The sequence below is a fragment of the Acidovorax sp. KPB24-07 genome, assembly GCF_057543315.1.
On record NZ_BAAJYS010000002.1, the window covers coordinates 32,870 to 46,906 of the forward strand.

Genomic DNA, 14,037 nt, shown 5'->3' on the forward strand with positions numbered 1-14,037 from the left:
GGCGTTCCGCTCGTGATGGTGTTGCCGGGCGCCAGTGCCGCAGCATGCCGCGTGCCAGTCAGTGCCGGTAAAAACCGGGCCAAGCAACGGACCCGTGGGCGAAACCGGCAGGAATTGCGGCAATCTCTACCGGTTGAGCAACATGCCTGCATTGAAGGATAGCGCCAAGTGCTCGTTTTCGAGGCTGGGTGAGCTCTTTCCAAGCCATGCGTGGTTTGGCATATGCCTTGCTTTGTTGCATGGGATGCTCCCCAACCCATGGACCTTCGATGAGCCAGCTTAGTCTGAGCACTTCCGCAGCACTGACCCAGAATGCTTCGCCCTGCTTGCAGCATGCCGTGCGCCTGCTGCAGATGTCCTCACAGGATTTCGCACGCGCCGTGCGGGAGGCGGTGGAGAGCAATCCGCTGCTGGAAGTCGAGGATGGCGATGCACAGCGGGATATGCAGACGGTGCCGCACGCGCCGCCGAGCGACTGGAGTCCGTCATCTGGCAGCGGCCGGATCCCGTCTGCCGACAGCGATGGGGAGAGGGCCTGGGAGCGTTCAGCAGCGCCCATTTCATTGCGAGCCCATTTGCATGGGCAACTGGACCTGCTTCGTCTGCCGGAGCGGGATCTGCTGTTGGCAAAGGCGGTCATCGAATCACTGGACGACGATGGCTACCTGCGCGGCGGGCTTGAAGAGATCGAGCAGGCGGTGCACACCATGGCCCTGTCTCCGGAGCCGGATGGGCAGGAAATCCGCATGGCGTGGCGCCGGGTCCAGGGGCTGGATCCTGCAGGCGTTGCCGCCGTGGACCTTCAGCATTGCCTGCTATTGCAATTGCACACGATGGAGTGCGTGACGACCCGGGATCTGGTGCGTCGTGCCATTGAGGGCCACCTGAAAGCCGTGGCGTTGCGCGATCCCACACGGCTGTCCGAGGCGCTGGGCGTGTCGCGCGAGGCTGCAGCAGCGGTTTGCGCGAAGATTCGCGCGCTCAACCCCAGTCCTTGCCGCGCCTTCCTGCAAGACGATGTGCCGCTTGCGGTGCCTGACATCGTGGCGGTGAGAGGCGGGAGAGGTTGGCAAATGGTTCTCAACGATGCTGTGATGCCTCGCCTTCGGGTGCATTCCGCCTATGCGCGGATGTTTCAGCAGCGCAAGCGCCATGGCGAGAGTGCGGCGTTGAGCGCCTGCCTGCAGGAAGCGCGTTGGTTGGTGGGCAATGTGGCGCAGCGCTTTGCCACCATCCTGGCGGTGGCGCGAGCCATCGGGCGGCACCAGCAGGCGTTTTTCGAGCATGGCCCGTTGGCGCTCAAACCACTGAAGCTGCAGCAAATCGCTCAGGAAGTGGGGGTGCACGAATCCACCGTGTCCCGTGTCACCAACAACAAGTTCTTGGCGACCCCGTTCGGCTTGCATGAACTCAAGTATTTTTTTCTCGCGCGGCTTGTCTACGCGCAATGGCACCACCTGCGCTCCTGCGGCCGTTAAGGAGCTGGTGTCGGAGTTGATTGCGGCCGAGTCGCCCTTACATGCTTTGTCCGATGCGGCGATTGCCGGCCTGCTGGCGCAGCAGGGGTTTTCGGTCGCCCGGCGCACGGTCACAAAGTACCGGCAGGCGCTTCGCATTTCGGCGGCGCCGGAACGTCACAGGAACGTTTGAACCAACGGTTTGCACCTCAGGGTGAAGACCAATTCACCAAAGATCAATCATGGCTTTCGCCTGGGCTTCCATTGACGGATTGACCTTGTTTTCCCGCACGTTGGCGGTGGATGGTCATTGGTGTGGGCTGGTCGATGTGCTGCAGGGCATGCAGCCCCGGATAACGACTGTGGCCTGTGCGCAAATGCGGTTCAGTGCAGCGCAAGCGGATTGCGATGCGATTGACCTGGTGCAGACGCTTTATGCGGGTATCGCTCGCCGCAGGCATGCGAGGCAAGAGGCTGCGCGTTGTGTCAAGCGAGCAATCCAGGCAGACGTGGACCGGTAGCTGCGCAAGGGGGCCTGCAGGTGCCGGGCATGTCGATTGCCTCTGCCGTGCCAAGCCTGGTTTGACCGCCAGGCCTGGGCCGCTCCCCTCCACGGGAGCACATTGAAGGAGTATCGAAATGGCCAACCAAGGCAATCCATCCAGTAGCAATCGTGGCTTCGCCGCCATGGATGCGGCAAAGCAACGTGAAATTTCAAGCAAGGGTGGGCAGGCGGCGCATCAAAAGGGCACGGCGCATCAGTTCACCTCCGAAGAAGCCCGCGCCGCTGGCGCCAAGAGCCATAGTCGCCGCAATTCGAATTCTGGCGGTGCCAAAGCCGATGCGTCAGCCGATGCGGAGGCCACTCTGTCGGACAGCGCTTCCAGCACGAAACCCAACGGAGCGACTCGCGCGCCGCAGGGCGCAGGTCGCGATTCAGGCCCCCAAAGCCGTTGAATCCAGCGCCGGGGTGCAGACGATCTGTTCGGGGGCTGCCGCTGAAAACAGATGGGTGGCACATCGATTGCCGTTGGAAGCGCTGCACGTGTCGAACCCGCATTCCTGCGCAAGCCCAGGCATTCGTTCCGTCGGCTGTCCAGGAAGGTGGGACGCGCCATAAATCCTATTCCATGAGGCAATCCATGAACACCAACTACCCCACGCGCGCCCCGCGCCACCGCGGGCTCTTTCAGCAATTTTCTCCGCTCCATCTCGCGCCTGAGTGGGAGCAGTACAGCGTCATCAAAGCGCGGGGAGTGCGCACCATTGCCCTCGGCGGGCATGCCCCCTATGCCACTTCTGGCTGGGTGGTCGAACAGGCAGTGGGTTGCATCGAGCTCATCGGCGCCAAGGTGGCAGGTCTGGGGCAGATGCTGCTGATCGGGTTCACCCTCGGCGAACCTGCGGCTCCTGCGGGCTTTGAAGTCACGACAACCGACGCCATCGGCACATTGATCTTGCCGGCCCACTGCTTTGCCGCCTGCGTGGCGATTGCGACCGGTCAGAACGCGCACTTTCGCATCGGCGGAGACGGACAGTTGAATGCGATCGGCAGCGACCCTTCGTTGCTGCAGATGCCATCACCCCTGTAAGTCTTTGCGGTCCACCGCTGTCTCAGGGCAATGGTCGCTCCAGCGGTCAGGCCGCCCAGCCTTCGTTGATGAAGAGCCGGGTGGCCAGCAACCCTGTCGAAGTCCAATGCGTCGCGGGAGACAGCGCGGCGCTGAGGAACTGTCGGCGCTGCTCTCCTTCCAGTGACTGGAGTTGTTCATTGAATTGAGTCAGTTCGGGGTCCAGTACAGGCTCTGCGCTGGCCGCGAAAGGGCCCGCCGAGCGGTGGCGTGCCAGGGCTCTGAACGAGGGCAGTCTGCGCGTCTGGTTGGCCGAGGCGGGCTGGGCATAGTCCTGTCCGTCGCGGCTGTCCTCGCCACGAATCCAGTCGTGGATCACCTGCAACTCATATCCCGTGAACACGCCGAACATTTCCGCGCGTTCTCCTTGAAGCAGGTTCCAGAATCGGCTTTGCGCCACCGGCGCGCCGAGTCGGATCCACCCGCCGTCCACCAGCGCGTCGAGCAATGCATCGATGTTGCCCTGGGGCCCCAGCCAATCGTTGACGGTGCGCCCGCCAATGCGGCAATAGTCGGAGTGCATGCCTGCACCGGCCGGTGACTTTCTTTCGAAGATTTTTACCACTTCGGCCCTGGCGTCAAAAGATGCGATGACCTCCTGCGTGCCACGCCCGGCGTCTGCGAGCTTGCTCCCGGCGCGAACGCGCTGCCAAAACTGCTCGCGGTCTGCCTGCACTTCCATCATCTGAAGCACTGCTTCGCAAGCTTGCCATGCATGGCCGCTGTCGCCGTTATCGACCGTGACGTGAAGCGTGAAGTAGTAGGGGTCGATCCCAAGCTCGTTGAGCTCGTACGCCGTGATCAACAGGTGCAGCGGCAACTGTTCATAGCCCAGGTTGAAGCCGATGACCTCCGGCAGGAAATGCTCGGCATTCCATCCCAGGGCCAATTGCACCGCGCCCTGCAGATAGTTGGCATCGTTCAGTTGCAGGTCTTGCTGAAGGCCGTGCCGGCGCATCAATTGGCGATAGAGCGTGACGTGGTTCTTGTGCGGCACGCCGTCTCCGAGTTCTTCGAGGTAGGTCTGGAGCAGGGGTCGCAGCCGTTCAGTCGATGAATGCTGCGCCAGACCGTAGAGCCAGGACCCGTCCACCAGCTTGGTTGGCGCCACCGATGCCAGAAAGTTGAGCGCATGGGCGCGGTTGTGAAAATACTGGCGCTCGCCGCCTGCGCGCCGCCCATCCAGGTAGGCTTGATAGCGCTGCGCCACAGACTGGGCGTTTGCGTGGGCCCACGCATGCAGGTCCTCGGGTGCTTCGCACAATGCGCTGGGGACGTCTTTGCTATCGTCCATCAGCCGCTGCAGCCACTGGGCGGCGTGCTGGCGGGTTTGCAGCGTGGGGGACGGCGTGAGCAGCGCTTCGTAGAGACGGCGATAGGGGCCGGCGGCATTCGGGCGCTGCGCATCGTCAGTGCGAGGTGCTTGGCTGCCATGGTGGTCGACGGAGGGAAGAATTTTTTGTGCAAGCATCGTTGGCGATGGGCTGGAGGAGTGGACCCATGCTGCGATGCTGGAAAGAAGGCAGAAACCACCAGATGGCGCGAACCCCGGTCGGCAAGGTCCTACGCCGCCGATGGCTTCCCCCGCAGCCAGCCCCACGAGCGCAGTTGCTGCAATTCGCCCCCGTGCAGCCGCGCGCCAATGTCGCTACGGTACCGCAGATTGGGCACGATCACTTGGCGAACGCAATCCAGGGCGGCCAGGTTGGCGGCATGCACCGTTGCGCCAACGCCCGTGGCAACACCCAGGTAGCCGCACGAGCCACTCGCCACCAGCTGTCCCTGATGCAGAGCCACCTCTGAAAAATGCAGGCTGTCTCGCTGTGCCTGCGTGATGGAGGGATCCAGGAACACCGGCAAACCCTTGGACAGTTCCGCATACCCATGCCGGTAGGGAAACGGCGGGACTGTAAGAACCACGCCGCAGGCAAAACCCTTTTTCGTACCGAAGTCCAACGTGTCGCGGCGCAGCATTCGGCGAAAGATGGCGTCCCACGGATCATCGTGAAGCGCTTCGCAAATCGCGAAACCCGGGTAGCCGAACCGGCAAGTGAATTCGAGGGGCCACAGCCCGTTTTCGTTGGCGATGAGGTTCACGTTGATGTAGCCACAGTAACCGCCATCCCGCAGCATGGACAGCAGGGGACGCAGGACGGTGTCGTACAGGCGCGCGCTTTCGTGGTAGCTCACGATGGTGCCCATCTCTCCGGTGAGCTCGCCCAGGTCGCCCGGGAAAAACCGCTTGTGCTCGAAATCGACACACACGGGCGACAGAAAGTCATGGCCGTTGAAATACCCGCCGACCCCGATCTCGATCCCATCGATGAACTCCATCAAGATGAAGTCCGGTGCCTCGGCCTGGTCCACTCGGGTTTTGCCCGCGTGCATGGCCAGCAGGGCGCGCACGTCGGCGCCGTTGCTGGACTGGCCGACGTAGTTGCGCGTGCGCTCGCCGGAGGCCCCGTTGAACTTGAGTACATATCGTGCGGGATGGTCATCAAGGAACACCATCGCTTCGCCATAGTCGGTGAAACGGTGGCAGCCCGCTACCTGCAGTCCCGCGGCCTGCAAGGCACTCTGCCCGAAGGCGCGGTCCGCCTCCAGTCGATCGCCGAGGGCGCTGCCGCCGATGACCTGAAAGCCTTCCGCACGCAATGCATCCTGCAATTCGCCCTGGGTCGCGGATTCGAAGAGGATCACGCCTTCGTTTCCAGCCGCCTTGATCCATCCCAGTTCGCTTTCCCATCCTTCGACCCGCTGCAGGATGCCCTGAAAGACGTCGTGGCACGCAGGGTCTTCAATCACGACCCGCACCTCGTGGCCGCGGTGCTGGAGGCCGCCATACATGGCCGCCAGGTCGTTGGTCTGCCCAATGCCCAGAAATCTCATGCAGCCCGCCTTTGCACCACCACGCCGACGGCCGCGATCCGATCCGCCTTGGCATAGGCCCGCCCTTCCAGTTCCTCTCCGAAGACATCGGGGTCCAGTTCTTCATAGTGCACCGCACAGTCGTGGGCCGCGGCGTAGGCGACAACGGAGTCGCGCAAAGCATCGCGTCCTTCGACGATGGTCGAGCCGGTGTAGAGCAGCAGGCGGCCGGTGGGCGTCAAGCGATCAAGGCTCTCTTTCAAAATGCGATCGGAAAGGGCTTCTCCAAACTGTCCACCTCCGTGCCGGTACGTGCGGTTGGCATCGTCCACCAAGTAGGGCGGGTTGGAGACGATGAGATCGAACCTGCCGGTGACCTCGGAGAAGAGGTCACTTTGAACGCACTGCGCGTAGGGGTAGCCGGCGACTGCTGCATTGGCTTTCGCGTGCAAGAGCGCGCTGGGATTGATGTCCACCAGGACGATCTCGCATCCGTTGGGCTGCGCCTGCCACGCCCTCGCCGCGACGAGTCCTCCCGGCCCGGCGCCGCACCCGACATCGGCAATGCGTGGTGATTCCGGCTGCGGCTGCATTCGCAACTGATGGCGGATGAAACTCGCAAACCGGTAGGTGTCCGGCCCGAAGAAAACGGCATCCTCTTGCGCCGTCGGAAAGGCGGAGTGGGCAAAGAGGAATCCATCGAGCGAACTGAACCGAACGTTGCTTTGCAACAGCCCGTTTGGGGCGGACTGCAGCCAGCCATCGTCTAGCAGAGCGGTTGATAGATCTGGGGGAAGCTGGTCTTTTGGAAAAGGTCGGTTCCATCCAAATGCGTCACGCAGGTCCGAAGCCTCTGGGACGTGCGGCCTTGCAAGCACTCTCTGGTGCGTGAGCGGCGTTACCGTGACGAACCGGTAGCCCATGACCTTGAGCCACTGCCCGAGCCGCTGAAGACTGTGTTGGGCAGAATGCGTGGTGGATGCTTTCATCGGATTTGGCAAGCGGCATTGCAAGGAGAGGGGGCGAGCGGCGAGGGGGGCGGGCGCCGCAGGATGCCAACCGCTGCGATCTTTCAGGGGGCCTCGGCCGTCGTGGTGTAGGACAAAAGAGCCTGCTCGCTGACGATCGTTGCATCGCCGGATCCGGTTTGCGTGGGCTGAATGGGCCGCGGAAGTCGGGATGCTCTTTCAGTGAGGCTACAATTGGAGGCTTTCCCGCAAAAACGTCGCCCGGCAGCAACCAAAGCAATCCCCCAACAAGCAGCAGTCTTCAGGAATGTCTTCCTGCGGACTCCGGGCGACCCGTAACCATTCGGAGAACCCAGTGCTTTTGTCTCTACAGGGATCCTTCCCGCCCGCCATCCTGGCGCTCGCAGACGGCACGGTCTTTATCGGCAATTCGATTGGTGCCACCGGCACCACGGTCGGCGAAGTGGTGTTCAACACCGCCATCACCGGCTACCAGGAAATCCTCACCGACCCGAGCTACTGCCAGCAGATCGTCACCCTGACGTATCCGCACATCGGCAACTACGGTGTCAATACCGAGGACATCGAAGCCGACAAGGTCCATGCCGCAGGCTTGATCATTAAAGACCTGCCGTTGCTGGCCAGCAATTTCCGCAGCACCGAGACCCTCTCGCAGTACCTCGTGCGCGAGAAGACCGTTGCCATCGCCAACATCGACACCCGCAAGCTCACGCGCATCTTGCGCACCCACGGAGCGCAGAACGGCGCCATCGTCGGGCTTGCGGCCGGCGAAGCGGTGACCCAGGCGCGCATCGACGAGGCCCTGGCCGCCGCCAAGGCGGCACCCAGCATGAAGGGCCTGGATCTGGCCCAGGTGGTGAGCACCTCCGCGGCCTATCCGTGGGACCAGACCGAGTGGAAGCTTGGTTCGGGTTACGGCACCCTTGCCGCTCCGCGCTTTCACGTGGTGGCCTACGACTACGGCGTGAAAAAGAACATTCTGCGCATGCTGGCCGAGCGCGGCTGCCGCCTCACGGTGGTTCCGGCCAAGACCCCGGCAGCCGAGGTGCTGGCCATGAAGCCCGATGGCGTGTTCCTGTCCAACGGCCCTGGCGATCCGGCGCCGTGCGACTACGCCATCGAAGCCACGCGCCAGATCATCGATGCCGGCGTACCCACGTTCGGCATCTGCCTGGGCCACCAGATCATGGCCCTGGCCAGCGGCGCGAAGACCTTCAAGATGGACAACAGCCACCATGGCGCGAACCATCCCGTGAAGGACCTGGACAACGGCCGTGTCAGCATCACCAGCCAGAACCATGGGTTTGCCGTGGAGATGGAGTCGCTGCCGTCGACCCTGCGCCCCACGCACATCAGCCTGTTCGACGGCACGCTGCAGGGCCTGGAGCGCACGGACAAGCCCGCGTTCTGTTTCCAGGGCCACCCCGAGGCCTCGCCCGGCCCGCACGACATCGCCTACCTGTTTGACCGCTTCACTGCGCTGATGGAGAAGAAATAATGCCGAAGCGCACAGACCTCAAATCGATCCTCATCATCGGCGCCGGCCCCATCATCATCGGCCAAGCCTGCGAATTCGACTATTCCGGCGTGCAGGCCTGCAAGGCCCTGCGCGAGGAAGGTTACAAAGTCATCCTGATCAACAGCAATCCTGCGACGATCATGACCGACCCGGCCACCGCCGATGTGACCTACATCGAGCCCATCACGTGGCAGACCGTCGAGAAGATCATCGCCAAGGAGCGCCCCGACGCGATCCTGCCGACGATGGGCGGGCAGACGGCGCTCAATTGCGCCCTCGACCTGTGGCGCAATGGCGTGCTGCACAAGTACAAGGTGGAGCTGATCGGCGCCACGCCCGAGGCGATCGACAAGGCGGAAGACCGCCTCAAGTTCAAGGATGCGATGACCCGCATCGGCCTGGGCTCGGCCCGCTCCGGCATCGCCCACAGCATGGACGAGGCGTGGACGGTGCAAAAGACCGTGGGCTTTCCCACGGTGATCCGTCCCAGCTTCACACTGGGCGGCACCGGCGGCGGCATTGCCTACAACCCTGAAGAGTTCGAGACCATCTGCAAGCGCGGGCTGGAGGCTTCGCCCACCAACGAACTGCTGATCGAAGAATCGCTGCTCGGCTGGAAAGAGTACGAGATGGAAGTGGTTCGCGACAAGGCGGACAACTGCATCATCATCTGCTCGATCGAGAACCTCGATCCGATGGGCGTGCACACGGGCGACTCGATCACGGTGGCGCCTGCGCAAACGCTGACCGACAAGGAATACCAGATCATGCGCAACGCGTCCCTCGCGGTGCTGCGCGAGATCGGCGTGGATACCGGTGGCTCCAACGTGCAGTTCTCGGTGAATCCGAAAGACGGTCGCATGATCGTCATCGAGATGAATCCACGCGTATCGCGGTCGTCGGCCCTGGCATCGAAGGCCACGGGCTTTCCGATCGCCAAGGTCGCGGCGAAGCTCGCGGTGGGCTACACGCTCGACGAACTGAAGAACGAAATCACGGGCGGCGCTACGCCCGCATCGTTCGAACCCTCGATCGACTACGTGGTCACCAAGATTCCACGTTTTGCATTCGAGAAGTTCCCCACGGCCGACAGCCGCCTGACCACGCAGATGAAGTCGGTGGGCGAGGTCATGGCCATGGGCCGCACGTTCCAGGAGTCTTTCCAGAAGGCGTTGCGTGGCCTGGAAGTCGGCGTGGACGGCATGAATGAAAAGACGCAGGACCGCGAACTGCTGGAAAAGGAACTGGGCGAGCCGGGTCCCGAGCGCATCTGGTATGTGGGCGATGCCTTCGCCATGGGCCTTTCGGTCGACGAGGTGCATGACCTCACCAAGATCGACAAATGGTTCCTGGTGCAGATCGAAGAGATCGTGAAGATCGAACTGGATCTGGACAAGCTGACCGATGAAAAGGGGGATGGCGCGCTGGCTGCCATCGACGCCGATACGCTGCGAGCGCTCAAGAAGAAGGGCTTTTCCGATCGCCGCCTGGCCAAGCTCCTGCGGACGCAGGAAAAAGCTGTGCGGGAGGCGCGCCGGGCACTCAATGTGCGTCCCGTCTACAAGCGGGTGGACACCTGCGCCGCCGAGTTCGCCACCAACACGGCTTACATGTACTCGACCTACGAGGACGAGTGTGAAGCCGCGCCCACCACCAACAAGAAGATCATGGTGCTGGGCGGTGGCCCCAACCGCATCGGCCAAGGCATCGAGTTCGACTATTGCTGCGTTCACGCCGCACTCGCCATGCGCGAGGACGGCTATGAAACCATCATGGTCAACTGCAATCCGGAAACGGTTTCGACCGACTACGACACGTCGGATCGGCTTTATTTCGAGCCGCTCACGCTGGAAGACGTGCTGGAAATCGTCGACAAGGAAAAGCCCACGGGCGTGATCGTGCAGTACGGTGGTCAGACGCCCCTGAAGCTGGCGCTCGGCCTGGAGGCCGAGGGCGTGCCGATCATCGGCACCAGCCCGGACATGATCGATGCTGCGGAAGACCGCGAGCGCTTTCAGAAACTGCTCAACGACCTGGGGCTGCGCCAGCCACCCAACGCCACGGCACGCACCGAGCCGGAGGCCCTGGAGAAGGCTGCCGCGTTGGGCTATCCACTGGTCGTGCGCCCCAGCTATGTGCTGGGTGGCCGTGCCATGGAAATCGTCCACGAACAGCGGGATCTGGAACGCTACATGCGCGAAGCCGTCAAGGTGAGCAACGACTCGCCCGTGCTGCTGGACCGTTTCCTGAACGATGCCATCGAGTGCGATGTGGATTGCCTGCGCGACCCCGAAGGCAAGGTTTTCATCGGGGGCGTGATGGAGCACATTGAGCAAGCCGGCGTGCACAGCGGCGACTCGGCCTGCTCTTTGCCGCCTTACTACCTGAGCAAGGCCACGGTGGATGAACTCAAGCGCCAGACTGCAGCCATGGCCGAGGGCCTGAGCGTGGTGGGCTTGATGAACGTGCAGTTCGCCATTCAGGAAAAGGATGGCAAGGACGTGATCTATGTGCTCGAAGTGAATCCGCGCGCATCCCGCACGGTGCCCTTCGTCAGCAAGGCCACGGGCATCCAGTTGGCCAAGGTGGCGGCCCGCTGCATGGCGGGGCAGTCGCTGGCGAGCCAGGGCATCACGCGGGAAGTCACGCCGCCTTATTTCAGCGTGAAGGAGGCGGTGTTCCCCTTCGTCAAGTTCCCGGGTGTGGACACGATCCTCGGCCCGGAGATGAAGTCCACCGGCGAAGTGATGGGAGTGGGCAAGACGTTCGGCGAGGCTTTCGTGAAGAGCCAGCTGGGGGCCGGCACGAAGCTGCCGACGTCCGGCAAGGTGTTCCTCACCGTGAAGAACAGCGACAAGCCGCGTGCGGTGGAAATCGGCCGGCAACTGGTCGCCCTGGGTTTCGACTTGGTGGCGACCAAGGGCACGGCTGCTGCGATCTCGGAGGCCGGCGTGCCGGTGACCGTGGTGAACAAGGTGACCGAAGGCCGCCCACACATCGTGGACATGATCAAGAACGACGAAATCGTCATGGTCATCAATACGGTGGAAGAGCGGCGCAATGCGATTGCCGACTCCCGCGCGATCCGCACGAGTTCGCTGCAGGCCCGGGTCACCACCTTCACGACCATCTTCGGCGCCGAGGCGGCCGTGGAAGGCATGAAGCATCTGGACCATCTGGACGTTTATTCCGTGCAGGAACTGCACGCGCAATTGACGGCCTGAACGGCACAGTCAGGTTAAGCGTCCGGCCGCCTCAAACGCGGCATAATCGCCACTGACCAGAGACCGCCGCGCGGCAACGCGCGGCGGTTTCCTTTTGGGGCGTCCGTTTGTGCATCCACGGGTGTGCAAGACGCCAGGAGGGCCGCGCGTTGCGCGGCGTCGAATTGAACGTGGAGACTGATTCAATGGCCACCATTCCCATTACCAAGCGCGGCGCTGAAAAGCTCAAGGAAGAGCTGCACCGTCTGAAGACCGTCGAACGCCCTGCGGTGATCAATGCCATCGCCGAGGCGCGTGCCCAGGGCGATCTGAGCGAAAACGCCGAGTACGAGGCCGCCAAAGACCGGCAGGGTTTCATCGAAGGCCGCATCCAGGAAGTCGAGAGCAAGTTGTCCGCTGCGCAGATCATCGACCCCACCGCGCTGGACGCGGGCGGCAAAGTGGTGTTCGGTGCCACCGTGAAGCTGGAAGACGAAGAGAGCGGCGATGCCGTCACCTACCAGATCGTGGGCGAGGACGAGGCCGACTTGAAGCTGGGCCTCATCAATGTGTCCAGCCCCATCGCTCGCGCGCTGATCGGCAAGGAAGAGGGCGACACGGCCGAGGTCCAGGCCCCCGGTGGCCTGCGCCGCTATGAAGTGGTGGGCGTGAGCTACATCTGAGCGAAAGACGCTGCCATGTATGACCGCGTGCCCGTTCTGGCCGCCGCATTGTGGTGGGGGAGTCTGTCGGCCATCGGGTTCCTGGCCGTACCGCTCCTGTTCGTGCATTTGCCTACACCGGCGCTGTCCGGCAACATGGCCGCACGCCTTTTCGAGGCACAAACCTTCGTCTCGATCGCTTGCTGCGTGTGCCTTCTCCTGTTGTCCAAACGACGGCATGCAGAGACGCAGGAGGATTGGGCCCAGGCTGCGCTGGTCTTCGTGATCGCCGGGCTTTTACTGGCGTTGCTGGTGCAGTACGGCGTATCGCCCCGCATCGTCGCTCGCCAGAACCTACGGCTGTGGCACAGCGTGGGCAGCGTGATGTACACGTTGCAGTGGGGATGCGCTCTGGCCGTCCTGTGGCGAACGTCCCGGCGCTGATTTCTCGGCGCAGGGGACGGTCCTTTTACTGCCCGTTTACTCTTTCCAGTGCTCGGCCACCCAGGTGGCAGGCTGGATGTGGCGAAAGCGGCGATTGCGCCGGCCCGCAAGGGCATCGGGCGGGTTGCACTCACCGTGAAAGATCACGATGCGCGCGTCGGCCGGAACGATCGGCGGCTTCCAATAATTGGAAGGCCATGCAGGGATGCAGTGGTACTTGAAGCTGGGGCACCAGCCTGCGGGCCAGTAGCTCAGCTTGCCCTGCTGATGCAGGAAGTCCGAAAGGTAGGCCTGTTCGTTGCGAAACTTCCGGCGGATGGCATCGAAGTGACCGCGAAAGTATTCGAGTACGTCGGGGTGTGCACCGATCTCGAACCGATACACCGATGAATTGCCGGTGATACGCCAGGGCCGTTTGTAGTCATGGATGATCAGGAACTCGCCCGGCGCTTCGAAAAAGGCATCCAGGCTGCCGGTGACGACGACATCCACGTCCAGGAACAGTGCGGTGCCTGACAGGCCATGCAGATCGGCGCTGAACGTGGCGAGCTTGGTCCAACCGCGCTCCGGAATGCCGGTGGGCAGATCCAGTGCGGGAATCGGAAGGCATTGCACTTCGGCCCGGATGCCCGTCGAATCATCCGTCAGGCAGACAAAGCGAAAATCCCCAGTGAGATGGCGCCGAACCATGGCGTAAAGCCGGTTCACATATTCGGGGCCGTATTTGGTGCCCCATTTCATGCAGATCACGTGGCGCGTTCGCGCCGTGCTGGAGCCCATCAATCGGCCTGGCGCTTCTTGACGGATTTCTGCTTGGGCTTCTTGGCCCGCTTGATCTGGCCGCCGGGCGTCAATCGCTGGTTGCCAAGGACGCGCAACTGCTTGATCTCGGGCCGCTGGCCGCCGCGCTTGCTGAATTTGAGCACTTTCACATCGCGAGGGCCGGGCATGCGATCTTCGTCGACGGTGCGCTCCTTGGGAGGCTGCGGGCGCCAGAGCACCAGCAACTTGCCGATGTGTTGGATGGGTGCAGCGTTGAGTTCTGCCGCCAATGTCTGGTAAATCTGTTCGCGCGATGTCCGGTCGTCGCTGAAGACGCGGACTTTGATCAATCCGTGGGCATTGAGGGCAGCGTTGATTTCTTTTTGGACAGCGGGGGTCAACCCATCGCCGCCGATCAGGACGACGGGGTCCAGATGGTGGGCATTAGCGCGGTGTTCCCGGCGCTCTGCGGGAGTCAATTGAATTTGGGGCATGGGCCGTA

14 protein-coding genes are annotated in these 14,037 nt (G+C 62.7%); 9 read left to right on the forward strand and 5 right to left on the reverse strand.

Going from position 1 to position 14,037, the window contains the following annotated elements; translation table 11 throughout:
- Positions 1-338 precede the first annotated feature (338 nt).
- The 5 genes from rpoN to AC27IQ_RS00665 all read left to right on the forward strand — a co-directional run bounded on the left by rpoN (position 339) and on the right by AC27IQ_RS00665 (position 3,049).
- The gene (gene rpoN, locus AC27IQ_RS00645; RefSeq protein ID WP_487087427.1) at positions 339-1,478 is read left to right on the forward strand and encodes an RNA polymerase factor sigma-54; all 1,140 of its coding nucleotides are present in this window, start codon (positions 339-341) and stop codon (positions 1,476-1,478) included.
- The gene (locus tag AC27IQ_RS00650) at positions 1,405-1,650 is read left to right on the forward strand and encodes an RNA polymerase factor sigma-54 (RefSeq protein ID WP_487087429.1); all 246 of its coding nucleotides are present in this window, start codon (positions 1,405-1,407) and stop codon (positions 1,648-1,650) included. The genes rpoN and AC27IQ_RS00650 overlap by 74 nt, the downstream gene beginning before the upstream one ends.
- Before the next feature lie 49 nt (positions 1,651-1,699).
- Entirely contained in the window at positions 1,700-1,978 is a 279-nt protein-coding gene (locus AC27IQ_RS00655) for a hypothetical protein (protein ID WP_317357720.1), read from the forward strand.
- A 118-nt stretch (positions 1,979-2,096) separates the two neighbouring features.
- Positions 2,097-2,414, forward strand: coding sequence for a KGG domain-containing protein (locus tag AC27IQ_RS00660; RefSeq protein WP_487087431.1), 318 nt, complete (start codon positions 2,097-2,099; stop codon positions 2,412-2,414).
- A gap of 185 nt (positions 2,415-2,599) precedes the next feature.
- Complete coding sequence (locus tag AC27IQ_RS00665; protein ID WP_317357726.1) at positions 2,600-3,049, forward strand: hypothetical protein; 450 nt, start codon at positions 2,600-2,602, stop codon at positions 3,047-3,049.
- Positions 3,050-3,095: 46 nt separating this feature from the next.
- Here AC27IQ_RS00665 and AC27IQ_RS00670 read toward each other — a convergent pair whose 3' ends face one another.
- The 3 genes from AC27IQ_RS00670 to AC27IQ_RS00680 all read right to left on the reverse strand — a co-directional run bounded on the left by AC27IQ_RS00670 (position 3,096) and on the right by AC27IQ_RS00680 (position 6,945).
- The gene (locus tag AC27IQ_RS00670) at positions 3,096-4,559 is read right to left on the reverse strand and encodes an iron-containing redox enzyme family protein (protein ID WP_487087433.1); all 1,464 of its coding nucleotides are present in this window, start codon (positions 4,557-4,559) and stop codon (positions 3,096-3,098) included.
- A gap of 92 nt (positions 4,560-4,651) precedes the next feature.
- Complete coding sequence (locus AC27IQ_RS00675) at positions 4,652-5,788, reverse strand: phosphoribosylamine--glycine ligase (protein ID WP_487087435.1); 1,137 nt, start codon at positions 5,786-5,788, stop codon at positions 4,652-4,654.
- A 185-nt stretch (positions 5,789-5,973) separates the two neighbouring features.
- Positions 5,974-6,945 (reverse strand): methyltransferase, encoded by a 972-nt coding sequence (locus tag AC27IQ_RS00680; protein ID WP_487087436.1) that lies wholly within the window; start codon positions 6,943-6,945, stop codon positions 5,974-5,976.
- A gap of 334 nt (positions 6,946-7,279) precedes the next feature.
- On the opposite strand from AC27IQ_RS00680, the gene carA reads away from it, so the two are divergent.
- The 4 genes from carA (at position 7,280) to AC27IQ_RS00700 (ending at position 12,773) form a co-directional block, all read left to right on the forward strand.
- Entirely contained in the window at positions 7,280-8,443 is a 1,164-nt protein-coding gene (gene carA / locus AC27IQ_RS00685; RefSeq protein ID WP_487087438.1) for a glutamine-hydrolyzing carbamoyl-phosphate synthase small subunit, read from the forward strand.
- A complete protein-coding gene (gene carB, locus AC27IQ_RS00690; RefSeq protein WP_284401005.1) occupies positions 8,443-11,688 on the forward strand; it encodes a carbamoyl-phosphate synthase large subunit in 3,246 nt (1,081 codons plus the stop codon). The genes carA and carB overlap by 1 nt, the downstream gene beginning before the upstream one ends.
- Before the next feature lie 185 nt (positions 11,689-11,873).
- The gene (gene greA / locus AC27IQ_RS00695; protein ID WP_272568938.1) at positions 11,874-12,350 is read left to right on the forward strand and encodes a transcription elongation factor GreA; all 477 of its coding nucleotides are present in this window, start codon (positions 11,874-11,876) and stop codon (positions 12,348-12,350) included.
- Positions 12,351-12,365: 15 nt separating this feature from the next.
- Positions 12,366-12,773: a DUF4149 domain-containing protein gene (locus tag AC27IQ_RS00700; RefSeq protein ID WP_487087441.1), complete on the forward strand. Its 408-nt coding sequence runs from the start codon at positions 12,366-12,368 to the stop codon at positions 12,771-12,773.
- Positions 12,774-12,809: 36 nt separating this feature from the next.
- Here the strand turns inward: AC27IQ_RS00700 and AC27IQ_RS00705 are convergent, their stop codons facing one another.
- Positions 12,810-13,553, reverse strand: coding sequence for a glycosyltransferase (locus tag AC27IQ_RS00705; RefSeq protein ID WP_487087442.1), 744 nt, complete (start codon positions 13,551-13,553; stop codon positions 12,810-12,812).
- The gene (locus AC27IQ_RS00710; protein ID WP_272568941.1) at positions 13,553-14,029 is read right to left on the reverse strand and encodes a YhbY family RNA-binding protein; all 477 of its coding nucleotides are present in this window, start codon (positions 14,027-14,029) and stop codon (positions 13,553-13,555) included. The genes AC27IQ_RS00705 and AC27IQ_RS00710 overlap by 1 nt, the downstream gene beginning before the upstream one ends.
- Positions 14,030-14,037: the final 8 nt, after the last annotated feature.